The organism is Pseudomonas sp. SK, from assembly GCF_012975065.1.
GTDB classification, from domain to species: Bacteria; Pseudomonadota; Gammaproteobacteria; order Pseudomonadales; family Pseudomonadaceae; genus Aquipseudomonas; species Aquipseudomonas anuradhapurensis.
The window spans coordinates 3,729,684-3,744,132 of record NZ_CP051857.1; the positions used below are offsets into that span (position 1 = coordinate 3,729,684).

General features: G+C 65.0%; 10 protein-coding genes. 3 read left to right on the plus strand and 7 right to left on the minus strand.

Translation table 11 applies throughout. From position 1 onward, the window contains the following. The first annotated feature begins 107 nt into the window (after positions 1-107). From HG549_RS17190 to HG549_RS26060, 3 genes are read left to right on the plus strand one after another with little or no spacing between them, the layout of a single operon-like run. Complete coding sequence (locus tag HG549_RS17190) at positions 108-1,073, plus strand: hypothetical protein (RefSeq protein ID WP_170030796.1); 966 nt, start codon at positions 108-110, stop codon at positions 1,071-1,073. Beyond that, on the plus strand, positions 1,070-4,255 hold the full coding sequence (locus tag HG549_RS17195; RefSeq protein ID WP_170030798.1) for a T6SS effector BTH_I2691 family protein: 3,186 nt from the start codon (positions 1,070-1,072) through the stop codon (positions 4,253-4,255). The genes HG549_RS17190 and HG549_RS17195 overlap by 4 nt, the downstream gene beginning before the upstream one ends. After that, positions 4,252-5,019, plus strand: coding sequence for a DUF6708 domain-containing protein (locus HG549_RS26060; RefSeq protein WP_256665943.1), 768 nt, complete (start codon positions 4,252-4,254; stop codon positions 5,017-5,019). Before HG549_RS17195 ends, HG549_RS26060 begins: the two co-directional genes overlap by 4 nt. Before the next feature lie 77 nt (positions 5,020-5,096). On the opposite strand, the gene HG549_RS17205 is transcribed toward HG549_RS26060, so the two are convergent. From HG549_RS17205 to HG549_RS17235, 7 genes are all read right to left on the minus strand, one after another. Beyond that, positions 5,097-5,792 carry a response regulator gene (locus HG549_RS17205; RefSeq protein ID WP_170030800.1) on the minus strand — a complete coding sequence of 232 codons (696 nt, stop codon included), beginning with the start codon at positions 5,790-5,792 and terminating at the stop codon, positions 5,097-5,099. Beyond that, positions 5,789-8,443, minus strand: coding sequence for a sensor histidine kinase KdpD (locus HG549_RS17210; protein WP_170030802.1), 2,655 nt, complete (start codon positions 8,441-8,443; stop codon positions 5,789-5,791). Before HG549_RS17210 ends, HG549_RS17205 begins: the two co-directional genes overlap by 4 nt. 170 nt (positions 8,444-8,613) lie before the next feature. Further along, positions 8,614-9,165, minus strand: coding sequence for a potassium-transporting ATPase subunit KdpC (gene kdpC, locus HG549_RS17215; protein ID WP_170030803.1), 552 nt, complete (start codon positions 9,163-9,165; stop codon positions 8,614-8,616). 10 nt (positions 9,166-9,175) lie between these two features. Then, complete coding sequence (gene kdpB / locus HG549_RS17220; RefSeq protein WP_170030805.1) at positions 9,176-11,230, minus strand: potassium-transporting ATPase subunit KdpB; 2,055 nt, start codon at positions 11,228-11,230, stop codon at positions 9,176-9,178. Positions 11,231-11,239: 9 nt separating this feature from the next. Beyond that, the gene (gene kdpA / locus HG549_RS17225) at positions 11,240-12,934 is read right to left on the minus strand and encodes a potassium-transporting ATPase subunit KdpA (RefSeq protein WP_170030807.1); all 1,695 of its coding nucleotides are present in this window, start codon (positions 12,932-12,934) and stop codon (positions 11,240-11,242) included. A gap of 9 nt (positions 12,935-12,943) precedes the next feature. After that, positions 12,944-13,033 carry a K(+)-transporting ATPase subunit F gene (gene kdpF / locus HG549_RS17230; protein WP_170030809.1) on the minus strand — a complete coding sequence of 30 codons (90 nt, stop codon included), beginning with the start codon at positions 13,031-13,033 and terminating at the stop codon, positions 12,944-12,946. A gap of 364 nt (positions 13,034-13,397) precedes the next feature. Continuing rightward, positions 13,398-14,444 carry an AI-2E family transporter gene (locus HG549_RS17235; RefSeq protein WP_170030811.1) on the minus strand — a complete coding sequence of 349 codons (1,047 nt, stop codon included), beginning with the start codon at positions 14,442-14,444 and terminating at the stop codon, positions 13,398-13,400. Positions 14,445-14,449 lie beyond the last annotated feature (5 nt).

Genomic DNA, 14,449 nt, shown 5'->3' on the forward strand with positions numbered 1-14,449 from the left:
ACAAGCTATTGCGACGTCCAAACCTCCCCTGCGAATTGATTCCTCGCTAGTGTTCCGCCCTCCCAGCGGACGCCATTCAAGGTGCACTAGCCGAAAAGGAATTTCCCATGCAGAGCCAGGCAGAACCGGCCACTCGCTACCCACAGCGCCTCCATGACTTCGCCACCCGGCAGCGCAACCCAGAAGAAGCCCTCTATCTTCTACTCGACCCGTTTGCCGGGTGTCCGCCCGAGCACCCCTTGAGCGTTCCGGCACTCATCGACGCGCTAGGCAGTGAAGCGGTAACCCGTATCGACTGCTCCGGGCTGGTCCGGGACCGGCAATACTGGCCAGCCCTGGTCCAGCTCGCCACACCTGGCTCAGTGCCGCCAGCCCTGGCCGCTGCCAGCGCAGCCTGCGCCGCCCGTGAGGCAACGGCCAGCCGGCACCATGTGTGTGGCTGGCTGCTCAGCGAGCAACCCGCCGCCCTCATCGGCCGGCACATCAGCCAGCAATGCCAGGTGCTGCATCAGCCGCCACCGCATGGCATCACGGCCTGGTTCCAGCCTGTGCGCCTGGCCTTGCTGCGCGTGAGCATGAGCAACGCCGGCGAGGTACTCGGGCCCATTCGTAGCTGGTTACACCCGGATGGCCGCGGCAGTTGCGCGGTGTTTGAACGGCAACCATTGGCTGGCGAGTTGGTCGTCCCCGACGCCGTGAGGGCGACGCAGCACGTCGCACCGCAGATCATTCAACTGCTGGTTGCCTGGCGTCGCCTGAACGCCGTGCAGCAAACCTGTGCTCCCTGGCACTTCGCAGGCGCAGCGGGTTTGCCGGACCACGCACCCGCCCAGGCCATGAAGCAGATCCTCAAAGCCTTCGAACAGGGCCTGCGCGACCGCGCCGATCTCCAGTGCATGTGCCTGCACATGCTGATGATTCACCCACTGCTCCTGCAGCACCCGACCATCCAGCGCGATGTGGCCCAGGCAGCTGCCGGCGAGCAACGCCTGGCCGCGCGCTTCGCCAGCTATGACGACCGCACCTGGTCGCACATCGTCGCGGCTTTGCCGCAGGCAAGGAGTTACTCATGAGCATCAGCAAGGCCATCCACATCGCCATGCAGGAAGAGATCCCCAACACCTACGGCCACTGCAACGCCTGCGGACGGCTCGGCCTGCCGATCCTGCTGCTGCGCCAAGCCTACGCCCCGCGCCCGGATACGGAACGCCCCTATCGCCTGGCCGACGACAGCGCAATCACCTTCCACCCGATGCACACCGACCAGTTGCGCCTGCTGCGCCAGGGTTATGTCTACGTGCTGCTCGACCAGGAGATCTGGCAAGCCTACGAGGTCGCGGCAACCGGCACCCTGCAGCGCTTCCCGGTGTCGCAGATGCCCCTGGCGCCACCCAGGCCATTGCCCAAGTGGTGCGCCACCGAGGGCCATGACGTCATCGCCTCGTTCATCAACATCGATACCCTGCTCTACCGCAAAGCCTGGATCGCCTTCGCCAACGACCCCTGGCCGCGAGCGGTCCTCGACCGTTACCGGCAAGGCGTCGCCAGCGCAGACCCGGGCACCCTCGCCCGCTTTGTCGAGGTGGACCTGCACACCGCGCGCAACGACCCTGCCAGCCTCGGCATCGCCATGACCGACAGCTTCCGCTTCGGCCTGGAGAATGTGCTGGAGTTCTCGACGTTTTCCTCTGCCAGGTATGCCAGCGTGCATGGCTTCTACAGCCGCCTGGGGCGCTGGCATGAAACCCGCACCCATGTATGCAATGTCATCCAGCGCGAACAACTGCCCAACGGCATACTGGCGCTGACCCTGCCCGACCCGGTCGGCATGGTGATGGAGCTGAATGCGCAGCGCACGGGCTGGGTCCAGGCCATGCAGGAGTGGCGCGCGCAGCCGCAGCGGCACTTCGAGTACTTCACTTCGCAGGCGCTGCTGGGCATCCGCGAGCTGCACGCCGCCACTGCCGCCGCGCAGGGTGCCGAGGACGCACGGCGCGAGGCGCGAGAGGTCGAGCAGTGGAACCACAGCTCGCTGGCCGGCAAGGCGCCTCTGCCGGCGGTGGACATCGAGGCAAGGAGCGAACGCAACATCGCGCGAAAACAGCAGGAAGCCCGCGAGCGCCTGGAAGAGCGTTACGACGAAAGCGCCCGCGCCGCGTTCCAGGCCGATTACGAGCGTGAACTGAAGCGCTGGCAGTCGATGATCGACCAGGTCGGTGATCTGTATGCACGGCACTACGCCGCGCGCGCGTTTCAACAAATCGGTTGTTTCGACTATGACGCGGCAGATCCTGTATCGGTCGAGTATTTCATCCAGATGATGGCGGCCTGCCTGGCCGGTGGCCCCAGCGAGACCCTGCCCCAGGACGATCAGCCGCTCGGAAGCACCCAGCATATCTGGCAGCAGCTGCTGGAAGACGAGCAGAGCCTGCTGTACCAGGCGCTGCTGGCCAAGCACCAGGGGCTGATGCAGCAAGTGGTCGCGGCGCTGTCCGGGGACGACTTCGGCAAGGTGCACGACATCATCAAGGGCATCGCCGGGACTGGCGATGGCCAGCTGTTGATGATCAAGCCGATACAGGATGCCGTCGGCCAGTTGCTGGGCGCGACCAACAGCGCGGGGAACGCACTCAGCCAGCACCTCAGTAAACGGGCCAAGACGCTGATCGGCCATGTGCACCGCTCGGCGTTTGCACTGTTCGCCGGGCAGCAGCTGACCCCGTTCAGGCTCTCGCTGACCCTGGGCGAGTACCTGAGCCTGCTCAACGAGGCCGTGCAGGCACGGACCGATGCGTTCTTGCAGCAGATCGACCAGCAGTTCCGCGATCCCCTGGGCCGCAAGGTGCGGGCCATGGTGCTGAGCGGGGCGATCAATATCGCCGCGCCGGGCAATCGCAACCAGATGATCGAGGTGGTGCTGTGGACGTTCGAAAGCGCCGAGACGCTGCAGGCGCGGCTGGCGCAGTTACGCGAAGGGGCAGCCGATGGGGTCGGAGCGCTGGTACGGAATATCGCGATAGGTGCGGGTACGCTGCATACACAGGTCACGGAGGGGTTGAAGATCAGTTCACAGGCCGCGCAAAGCGTGGCCAGCGATGCCATGCGCAGCCTGCGCGATGCCGCCGCCAGTGGCGGAAGCGTCGGCTTGCTGTTTGCCCTGGGCAGCCTGTGGTTTCACCAGGACAGCCTGGGCAGGAACTATCGGGCATTGCAGGAAACGCATCAGAACAACCCGGAAGCGCTGGCGGCGATCTGGTCTTCGTCGCTTGGGTTGTTGGGGGCAAGTGTCGAATCGGCAGGACTCGTTGTTGCAGTGGTACGCCCGAAGATACCGTGGCCCGGAATGGTAACCACCATTTCGCTGGGAACTGGTATTGCAAGATTTGGTTCCGGCATTGCGGCACTTGCTGGCGTCATGGACGGAGCCCAGTACACATACGCAAGCTCCAGATCCGAGCAGATAGGAGATACCCCAGCGACTCAACTCTACCGGTTCGCAAGTGCCACCTCATTCGGGGCTGCAGCCTTTGGGGTCTTGGCCGCTTTTGGCTACGGTGCGTTACTGGGCCCAGTAGGCATAAGCATTATGTTAGGTGTTGCTGCCTATTTGCTTGCAACTGCAGCCAAACGTAAGGAGTCTTCAGCAATGGAACTTTGGGCCAGAAACTGTAGGTGGGGACTGCCTCGATCATTTCGGCAGTGGGAAGCCGACACTGATATGGACGCGGCTATTGGCGCCCTTAACGCTGCAATCGTCGGCCTGGAAGCGGAAGTCTCGATTCAAATACAGTTCAATTTTAGTCACGCCATTCACCGAGAGGCTGAAGCAACAGTATCTATCAGTGACGGTAACGCGGTGCCGGCCAGCTTCAGGCTTAATTATTTAATCCGCATTCCGAATTTCAACCGACACCTTTCACATTACCAGTGGAGTCTGCGCCTGCACCGCGGAGGCAGGCACTGTGAAATAGTTGAATTATCAGCCGACAGCTCGTCCCCTGTGAAAATGAATGCTGAAAATAAAGACCCTATAGACCTTTTCTTAAGCATGTCCGATATGCAACCCTTGATAAAGCTGGACGAAAGGACGGAAGGTCTCAGTGTCCAGGGATCGCTGCCACTCTCCGACCATCACACGATCCAAGCCTTTGAATTCAACTTGAGTTACTGGCCAGACCGCCATGACCCGACGGCATACGCTCAAGTGAGCGTGAAGGAAAGTGACATCCGTGCCAGCAAGGATAATAAACAATGAGCGGGCCAGCACTCGTCCCGCCCTGCACCGGTTGGAAAGAAGACCTGCCAGGGCCTTGCGACTCAACGCTTTTACAGCCCAATCTGGGAAATCAGACGCCAAACCACCAAGATGAGATCTATCTCGAAATATCTCGCTCAGCAATGGCATACCGTGGTGTAGTTTCGGCACTGACGCTTCTTTATTTTATCTGGATCTTGAGCGATCTCCCTTGGATGATCAACCATACGGACCCAACAGATATTGAGAGTGTCCTCCTGCTAGTGTTCATGTACGCATTGTACTCATGGAGCATCATTATCCTGTTCCGTGCTGATCTTGCTCCACCCAGGGATCTACCCATCCGTTTCAACCGAGCCCGCCATAAAATCTACGCCTACAACTTCAAACACCAATGGTGGAACCCATTCGACAAAGGCAAAGTCGTTCCAGTCAGTTACGATTGGTCGCAGGTACGCGCCGAGCGATGGTCCCAGGCCAGTCCCCTGCCAAATGGGGTCATTTTCAAATGGGGTGTCACACTTTCCATCGTCGCGCCAGGTACAAACAATGTAATCGACCGTTTCCCTCTGGTGACGATGGGGGCCGACCAGTACGCTTGGGCCTATATCTGCACTTACATGCAACAAGGCCCTTCAGCCCTGCCGCCCCCCGGCGAACCGAAGGACCATGACGATGTGCTCTGGTGTGAATTCGCCCTGCGCCTGGCGCCTAGGGTCGTGTGGCCAGCAGAAATGGACCTGGAGTCGAGAACAGCGCCCTGAACCAAGGGGTTGCAGCTTGCCGGATGGGGCCGGGACAGGCAGCACAGGACAACCACTATCACCCGCTTTTCCCACGGTCAGGCGGTTGGCGCTACCAACCTGTACCCGACCCCCGCCTCGGTGATGATGAACCGTGGCGCGGTGGGATCATCGCCCAGTTTCTGCCGTAAATGCCCCACCACGATCCGCAGGTAATGGGTGTCATCCACATGGGTCGGCCCCCAGATATCCTTGAGCAGCTGCTGCTGGGTAATCACCCGCCCCGGGTGCCCGGCCAGTTGTGCCAGCAGCGCATATTCCTTGCGCGTCAATGCTACCTCTACCCCGTTCAGGGTCACCCGGCGAAAGGCAAAATCCACGGTCAGCGGCCCGAAGCTGGCGGCGATTTCCGAGCCGCCGGCCTGCGGCACCTGGCGCAGCAAGGCACGCACCCGGGCGAGGAATTCCTGAATACCAAACGGCTTGGTCACATAGTCGTTGGCGCCGCCATCCAGCGCATCGACCTTCTGCACTTCGCTGGCACGCACCGACAACACCAGCACCGGCACCGCACTCCACTCCCGCAGTTCACGCAGCACCTGCTGGCCGTCCATGTCCGGCAGGCCGAGGTCGAGCACCACCAGGTCGGGTTTGCCCAGCGCCGCCTGGGCCAGCCCTTCGCTGCCGGTCGCAGCCTCGAGCACCTTGTAGCCTTGCGAGGCCAGGCTGATGCGCAGGAACTTGCGGATCTGCGGTTCATCGTCGATGACCAGGAGGGTAGCGGAGTGACTCATGGGGTTTCGCTTTCGGCTTCAGGTTGAGGGGGCAGCGGCAAGCATAGAGTGATGCAGGTGCCCTGGCCATCGATGCCTTCGCCAACCTCGATCTGGCCACCGTGGGCGCCGATCATGCCCTGGCAGATGGCCAGGCCCAGGCCGGTGCCCTGCCCGCCACGGTCGCCGCGGGCCGCGGTATAGAACATGTCGAAGATCTTGTCGCGGTCGGCTACCGGAATGCCCGGGCCCTGGTCGCTGACAGCGAAGCATAACTGGGCCTCGCGCACCGCCACCTGCAGTTCCAGCCGGCCGTTGGCGGGCGAGAAGCGCGCGGCATTTTCCAGCACATTGACCAGCGCCTGTTCGATCAGCGCCGCATGCACGAACAGCAACGGCAACTCGGCCGGCACATCGGTGTGCACGCGCAACGGTGCCAGCACCACGCGCAGGCGGTTGAGCGCGCTGCCGACGATGTCGGCCGGGGCCACCCAGTCACGGGCCAGCTTGAGGCCGCCATGGCCCAGGCGGGTCATGTCCAGCAGGTTCTGGATATAGCGGTCGAGGCGCTCCGCCTCATTGCGGGTGCCCTCCAACAGTTCGCGACGGTCTGCGAGCGGAATCGCCTCGCCCAATGCCAGCAGGCTGTCGATGCTGCCGCGCATGGCCGTCAACGGGGTACGCAGGTCGTGCGACACCGAGGCGAGCAAGGCGCTGCGCAGTTGCTCGGTTTCGCCATGCAGGCGTGCGGCCTCCAGCTGTTCGGCCAGGCGCGCGCGGGCCAGGGCCTGGGCCAGCGGCTGGCCCAGGGCAGTCAACAAGCGCCGGCGCGGATCGCTGAGCGGCTGGCCGGAACGTGAACGCACGCCGAGCAAGGCCAGGGGCTGTTCATCCACCGCCAGCGGCCACCACCACCAGCGGCCATTGGGCAGGGTATCGCTGCCATGGCCGGCGGCCTGGCCATGCTGCCAGGCCCATTCGGCCGCAGCGCGTTCGTTGTCGCTGAAGGCATGGGCGATGCCAGTGGCCACCTGCAGCTGGCCTTCGGCATTGCGCTCCAGCAGGCATACCTGCGCATCCTGCCAGCCATCCAGGTACTGCGCGGCAGCGTTGAGCACCGCCTGGCGGTCGGTGGCCACCGTCAGCCGGCGCGACAGGTCGAGCAGCTGGCTGGTCTGCGCCTGGGTCTCGCGCAGCGCCTGCAACTGGCGGCGCTGGCGCGCGGCCAGGTTGCCGGTGAGCGCGGCCATCAGCAGGAAGAACAGCAAGGTCAGCACGTCTTCTTCGCGCTGGATGGTGAACGAGAAGTTGGGCGGGATGAACAGGAAGTCGTAGGTCAGGAACGACAGCGCGGCACAGGCCAGGGCGGGCCCGAGGCTGCTGCGCACCGCCACCAGCAACACGGCGGCGAGGAATACCAGCGAGATATTGGGCAGCGCCAGCACGCTCGACACCGCCCAGGCCAGGCCCGCCGCCAGGATGGTCGCCAGCAATGCCAGCAGGTAATGGCGCCAGACCCACACCTGCCGCACCGCCAGACGCGGCGCCTGCGGCTGCACGTCACGGTCGAGCACGTTGATTTCCAGGCCGTGGCTTTCGCGCAGCAGGCGCGCGGCCACGCCGGCACCGAACAGGCGCCGGCGCAGGCGGTTGCGCGACTGCCCGACCAGCACCAGGCTGGCGCGCCGCTCGGCGGCATGCTGGATCAATGTGCCCGCCACTTCGCCGGCGCGCAACAGCACCACTTCCCCACCCAGGCGCTCGGCCAGTTGCTGGGCCGCCAGCAGGCGCTGCCGCGCGGTTTCGTCGCGCAGGCGGCCGTTGTCCACGTGCACCAGGCTCCACGGCAGGTGGCGGCGCTGCGCCACCCGGCTGGCATGGCGCACCAGGCGTTCGGCCTGGTCGTCGCCATCCACCCCCACCAGCAGGCGCCCGCGCAGCGCCGGAGCCTCCTGCCCGCGTTGCCGATAGCCATGCGCCAGGTCGGCATCCACCTGCGCAGCGGCAGTCTGCATGGCCAGCTCACGCAGGGCGGTGAGGTTGGTTTGCGAGAAGAACGCGTCGATGGCGGCGCGCGCCTGCTCGGGCACGTACACCTTGCCTTCGCGCAGGCGCTCGAGCAGTTCACGCGGTGGCAGGTCGATCAGCACCAGTTCGAAGGCTTCCTGCAGCACCCAGTCCGGCAGGGTTTCGCGCACCTGCACGCCGGTGATGTCGCGGACCTTGTCGTTAAGGCTTTCCAGGTGCTGGACGTTGACCGTGGTGTACACGTTGATGCCGGCAGCCAGCAGCTCCTGAACGTCCTGCCAGCGCTTGGCGTGGCGACTGCCGGGCGCGTTGGTGTGCGCCAGTTCGTCGACCAGCACCAGGGCTGGCGCGGCCTTCAGCAAGCCATCCAGGTCCATTTCCTCGAGGGTGACGCCGCGATACTGGCTACGCAGCAGCGGCTGCTGCTGCAGGCCACCGAGCAGCGCCTCGGTTTCGGCGCGGCCGTGGGTTTCGACCACCCCGGCCACTACCTGCACGCCCTGGCGTTGCTGGGCGTGGGCGGCCTGGAGCATGGCGAAGGTCTTGCCGACGCCGGGGGCGGCGCCGAGGAACACCTTCAGCCGGCCCCGGCCGGTTTGTGCGAGGGTAGCCAACAGCGCGTCTGCGCGGGTGGAGTCACTCATCTTTCATCCTTTACCAAGGGCCTTGCTTCGCACGTGCTTGCTGGCGCGGCCTTGTGTCGCGAAAGGGCTGCATAGCAGCCCCAGGCAATCTGTCCATCTGCAATCCTGGGGCCGCTTTGCGGCCCTTCGCGACACAAGGCCGCTCCTACCGGGATGTGGGTTGCGCTTTATCAGTTGCGCAGCTGCTCGAGGGCCTGGTTCAACGCCAGCACATTGACCACCGGCGGGCCAACCAATGGCTGCAGGGTGGCCTCTTCGAGCAAGCCTTGCAAGCGCTCTACCGGCAGTTGCCGCGCCGCCGCCACCCGTGGGATCTGGTAGGCCACGGCTTCCGGTGGCAGGTGCGGGTCGAGGCCACTGCCCGAAGTGGTCAGCAGCGCCAGAGGCACCGCGCCCTGCTGCGCCTGATACTGCGCTGCCGCATCACCCTTGACCCGCTCGGCCAGCGCCGGGTTGCTCGGCGACAGGTTGCTTGCACTGCTGGCCACGGTGGCGAAGGCACCCGCCGAAGGGCGCGAATGGAACCAGCCATCACCCTGGAAATCCTGGGCGATCAGCGCCGAACCGCGCACCTGGCCCTGGTCATCGCGTACCAGGCTACCGTTGGCCTGGCTGGGGAATGCCAGCTGGGCAATGCCGGTCACCGCCAGGGGATACAGCGCGCCCGTCAGCAGGGTCATCAACAAGGCCAGGCTCAACGCCGGGCGGACATAAGCATTCATGGCGGCCTCCTCAGACCAGGTGCAAAGCAGTGAGCAGCAGATCGATCAGCTTGATCCCGGCAAACGGCACGACAATGCCGCCCAGGCCGTAGATCAGCAGGTTGCGCCGCAGCAGGTGCGCGGCACTGGCGGCCTGCACCCGTACGCCGCGCAGCGCCAGCGGGATCAGCACGATGATGATCAGCGCGTTGAACACGATGGCCGACAGGATCGCGCTCTGCGGGCTGGCCAGGTGCATCAGGTTGAGCACGCCCAGCTGCGGGTAGATGGCAGCGAACAGCGCCGGCAGGATGGCGAAGTACTTGGCCACGTCGTTGGCGATGGAAAAGGTGGTCAACGCACCGCGGGTGACCAGCAGCTCCTTGCCGACCTGGACCACATCCAGCAGCTTGGTCGGGTCGCTGTCCAGGTCGACCATGTTGGCCGCCTCGCGCGCGGCCTGGGTGCCGTCGTTCATGGCCATGCCCACGTCAGCCTGGGCCAGTGCCGGGGCGTCGTTGGCGCCGTCGCCGCACATGGCCACCAGGCGGCCATCGTTCTGCTCCTGGCGGATACGGGCCAGCTTCTTCTCCGGCGTGGCCTCGGCCAGCACGTCATCCACGCCGGCCTCGGCGGCAATGGCGGCAGCGGTCAGCGGGTTGTCGCCGGTCACCATCACCGTGCGGATGCCGAGCTTGCGCAGCTCGGCGAAGCGCTCGCGAATACCGGGCTTGACCACGTCCTTGAGGTGGATCACGCCGAGCAGGCGCTTGTCCAGGCACACCAGCAACGGCGTGCCACCGCTCTGGGCGATGCGCTCCACTTCACGGGCCAGCGCTGGTGGCATTTCCAGGCGTTGCATGCCGACGAAGGCCAGCACGGCATCGACGGCGCCCTTGCGGTAGCGGTGCTGCTGGAAGTCGATGCCCGACAGGCGCGTCTCGGCGCTGAACGCCACGGCCTCGAATTGCCCGGCAGCCGGTTCGATGAAGTCATGCAGTTGGCGCAGGTACTCGACGATCGACTTGCCCTCGGCGGTGTCGTCGGCCAGCGACGCCAGCAAGGCGCCCTCCCCCAGCTCACGGGCGGTGACGCCCGGGGCGGCATGCAGCGCGCTGCAGCGGCGGTTGCCGAAGGTGATGGTGCCGGTCTTGTCGAGCATCAGCGTGTGCACGTCACCGGCCGCTTCCACTGCACGCCCGGAGCGGGCAATCACGTTCAGCCGCACCAGCCGGTCCATGCCGGCGATGCCGATGGCCGACAACAGGCCGCCGATGGTGGTGGGGATCAGCGTCACCAGCAACGCGGCGAGGAAGATCAGCGGCAGGCTGCCACCGGCGAAGTGGGCGAACGGCTGCAAGGTCACCACCACGATCAGGAAGATCAGGGTCAGGCCGATCAGCAGGATGTCGAGGGCGATCTCGTTCGGGGTCTTCTGCCGCTTGGCGCCTTCGACCAGGGCAATCATGCGGTCGAGGGTCGATTCGCCCGGGTTGCTGGTGATCCGGATCAACAGCCAGTCGGAGACCAGCCGGGTATTGCCGGTCACTGCCGAGCGGTCGCCACCGGACTCGCGGATCACTGGCGCCGACTCGCCGGTAATGGCGGCCTCGTTGACCGCAGCGATACCTTCGAGCACCTCGCCATCACCGGGGATCATCTCGCCAGCTACCACCCGCACCACATCGTCCTTGCGCAGCGCGCTGGCCGCGACGGTTTCGTAGCTGCCGTCGCGCTTGCGCCGTTGAGCGGTCAGGCCCTGGCTACCAGCCTTGAGGCTATCGGCGCGGGCCTTGCCACGGCCTTCGGCCAGGGCTTCGGCGAAGTTGGCGAACAACACCGTGAACCACAGCCACAGGGCAATCTGCACGGCCACCCCGGTGCTGACGCCGCTGCCAGGCACGGCGCACAGGACGGTGGTCAGCAACGCCGTCAGGGCGACCACCAGCATCACCGGCGAGCGCTTGAGCTGACGCGGGTCGAGCTTGACGAATGCCTGCACCAGCGCCGGGCGCCACAGCGCGGCGAAGCGGGTCTGGTCCTTGGCGCTGTGGCGGGTTTGTACTTCAGGAATGGGCATGTTCATGGTCGATCCTCAAAAACCCAGGCTCAGGTGTTCGGCGATTGGCCCAAGGGCTAGGGCCGGCAGGAAGGTCAAGCCGCCGACCAGCAGGATGGTCACCAGCAGCAGGCCGGTGAACAGCGGGCCATGGGTGGGGAAGCTGTTCAGCCCCAGGGGCGCGCTTTTCTTCGCCGCCAGGCTGCCGGCCAGGGCCAGCACCGGCAGGATGTAGCCAAAGCGGCCGATGAGCATGGCCAGGCCGATCATCAGGTTGTGGAACACCGTGCCGGCACCGAAGCCGGCAAAGGCCGAGCCGTTGTTGGCGGCACCCGAGGTGTAGGCGTACAGCAACTGGCTGAAACCATGCGCACCGGGGTTGCTCACCGCAGCCGCCGGGCCAGGCAGGCTGGCGGCGATGGCACCGAGCACCAGCACGCCGACCGGCATCACCAGCAGGGTCGCCACCAGCAGTTGCACCTCGCGGGCCTGCAGCTTCTTGCCCAGGTATTCCGGGGTACGGCCAATCATCAGCCCCGCCAGGAACACCGCGATCAACACGAACAGCAGCATGCCGTACAGCCCTGCACCAACGCCGCCGAAGATCACCTCGCCGACCATCATGTTGACCATCGCCACCATCCCGGTAAGGGGGTTGAGGCTGTCGTGCATGGCGTTGACCGAACCGTTGGAGGCGGCGGTGGTGGTCACCGTCCACAGCACCGAACCGGTGGTGCCGAAGCGGCTTTCCTTGCCCTCCAGCGGCGCGCTGTGCTGGACCTGCGCACTGTCCAGGGCCGGGTTGGGCTGATACTCGGACCACAACGCCGTGCTGCCGCCGATCAGGAACAGGGCCAGCATGCAGGCGAGGATGGCGCGGCTCTGACGCAGGTCCTTCACGTAGTGGCCAAAGGTGAACACCAGCGCCGCCGGAATGAGGATGATCGACGCCACCTCGAACAGGTTGCTCCAGGCCGTGGGGTTCTCGAACGGGTGCGCCGAGTTGACGCCGAAGAAGCCACCGCCGTTGGTACCCAGTTGCTTGATGGCGATCTGGCTGGCGGCCGGGCCCAGCGGGATGGTCTGTTCGCTGCCTTGCAGGGTGACGGCGTGGGCGTAATCGGCCAGGGTCTGCGGCACACCCTGCCACACCAGCAGCAATGCCAGCAGCAGGCACAGCGGCAGCAGGCCATAGAGGGTGGCACGGGTCATGTCGACCCAGAAGTTGCCCAGCGTCGTCGCGCTGCGCCGGGCGATGCCACGGCACAGGGCAACCAGCACAGCCAGGCCGGTGGCGGCGCTGACGAAGTTCTGCACGGTCAGGCCGAGCATCTGGCTCAGGTAGCTGACCGACGCCTCACCGCTGTAGGCCTGCCAGTTGGTGTTGGTGACGAAGCTGACGGCGGTGTTGAACGCCAGCGACCATTCCTGGCCGGGCAGGTGCTGCGGGTTGAGAGGCAGGTAACCCTGCAGCAGCAACACGGTGAACAGCAGCAGGAACCCGGCCAGGTTGAAGGCCAGCAGGGCCAGGCTGTACTGCCGCCAGGTCTGTTCCTGGCTGCTGCGCACTCCCGCCAGCCGGTAGCAGGCCTGCTCGACCGGGCCGAGCACCGGTGACAGCCAGGTCCGCTGGCCCTCCATGACCTTGTAATAGAACCGCCCGAGCCAGGGTGCCGGTAGCAGCACGATGGCGAAAAAAGCCAGGAGCAAGGCGAAATCGTAACTGTGCATGGCCGCTCCCTAGCTGCGATCGGCGCGCAGCAGCGCCACCAGCAGATAAAACGCCAATGCCACTGCCAGCAGCAGTGACAGCCCGTCGAGCACGTTCATGTGTGGTTCTCCCCGTGGTGCGGCTTGGGCCGCTTTGGGGGAATTGTCCGAGGGAGGGGCGTAAAGGGGCGAGATCGAGGGGCCGCGATCAGGATAAAGAATGCGTAAAGATCAAGTCATGTGTTGCCTGCACCGACCTGATTTTTGTAGGAGCGGATTTATCCGCGATGCGCCGCGCGGGCGGCGCTCCCCCTCACGGGCGACAAACACCTCAAGGGCGAACTAGGCTCTGTACGAAAAGCCTTGATACTTGTTCATGCTGCGTTGAAAACAGCCTCGGAATGCTCATGTACTCCAGTACACTCCGCTTCCTCGGCTGTTTTCGCCTTGCCTGACCTGCGTCTCAAGACTTTTCGTACAGAGCCTAAGACTGCACCGGCCCCGAATTCCGGCTCCAGTCCAGCAACAGGCTATACCCCACGGCCAGCAAGGTAGGCCCGATGAACAACCCGATGAAGCCAAAGGCGAGCAAGCCGCCAAACACCCCCAGCAGCACGATCACCAGCGGCAGGTTGCCGCCACGGCTGATCAGGTACGGCTTGAGCACGTTGTCCACGCCACTGATGACGAAGGTGCCCCAGATGCCCAGGAACACCGCCATGCCATACTCGCCTTTCCACACCAGCCAGGCCGTGGCCGGGATCCAGGCCAAGGGTGGCCCCATGGGGATCAGGCTGAGCATGAAGGTCACCAGGCCCAGCACGATGGCACCGGGGACACCGGCAATCAGGAAGCCGATCAAGGCCAGCACGGCCTGCGCCGCAGCCGTGCCGATCACACCGTTGACCACCCGCTGCACCGTGCCGGCGACCAGCTCCAGGTAGTACTCGCCGCGCTCGCCCACCAGGCGGTGCAGCAAGCGCAGGACGAACGCCGACAACCGCGGGCCGTCGCGATAGAAGAAGAACACGAAGACCAGGCTCAGGGTCAGCTCCAGCACGCCGCTGCCGATCTGCGCACTGCGCGCCAGCAACCAGTTACCCACCTGCCCCAGGTGCGGCTTGATCGAAGCCAGCAAGGCCGCGCCCTGCTGGTCCAGCGACTGCCACCAGCTGACCAGGCGTTCGCCCACCAACGGGATGCCCCCCAGCCAGGCCGGGGCATCGGGCAGGCCATCGACCTGCACGTCACGGACAAACGCCGTGGCATCGCGAATGTGGTCGGCCAGGTTGAACCCCAGCCACACCAGCGGCAGGGCCACGATCAGGATCCAGGCGCTGGTGAGCAGGCTGGCGGCCAGGGTTTCGCGCCCGCCCAGCACGCGGGTGAGAAAGCGCATCAGCGGCCAGCTGGCAAAGGCCAGGATGGCCCCCCACAACAGCGCCGAAATGAACGGTGCCATCACCCAAAGGCCGGCACCCAGCAGTGCCAGCAGCAGAATCTGGATCAACAGGCGGTCATTGTTAAGCATGGCGG

Excerpts from the sequence above, each read along its gene's own strand:
- kdpA (WP_170030807.1), bottom strand. The coding sequence starts at position 12,934 with ATGCACAGTTACGATTTCGCCTTGCTCCTGGCTTTTTTCGCCATCGTG.
- HG549_RS17195 (WP_170030798.1), top strand. The coding sequence starts at position 1,070 with ATGAGCATCAGCAAGGCCATCCACATCGCCATGCAGGAAGAGATCCCC.
- HG549_RS17205 (WP_170030800.1), bottom strand. The coding sequence starts at position 5,792 with ATGAGTCACTCCGCTACCCTCCTGGTCATCGACGATGAACCGCAGATC.
- kdpB (WP_170030805.1), bottom strand. The coding sequence starts at position 11,230 with ATGAACATGCCCATTCCTGAAGTACAAACCCGCCACAGCGCCAAGGAC.
- HG549_RS17190 (WP_170030796.1), top strand. The coding sequence starts at position 108 with ATGCAGAGCCAGGCAGAACCGGCCACTCGCTACCCACAGCGCCTCCAT.
- HG549_RS17235 (WP_170030811.1), bottom strand. The coding sequence starts at position 14,444 with ATGCTTAACAATGACCGCCTGTTGATCCAGATTCTGCTGCTGGCACTG.
- HG549_RS17210 (WP_170030802.1), bottom strand. The coding sequence starts at position 8,443 with ATGAGTGACTCCACCCGCGCAGACGCGCTGTTGGCTACCCTCGCACAA.
- kdpC (WP_170030803.1), bottom strand. The coding sequence starts at position 9,165 with ATGAATGCTTATGTCCGCCCGGCGTTGAGCCTGGCCTTGTTGATGACC.
- HG549_RS26060 (WP_256665943.1), top strand. The coding sequence starts at position 4,252 with ATGAGCGGGCCAGCACTCGTCCCGCCCTGCACCGGTTGGAAAGAAGAC.
- kdpF (WP_170030809.1), bottom strand. The coding sequence starts at position 13,033 with ATGAACGTGCTCGACGGGCTGTCACTGCTGCTGGCAGTGGCATTGGCG.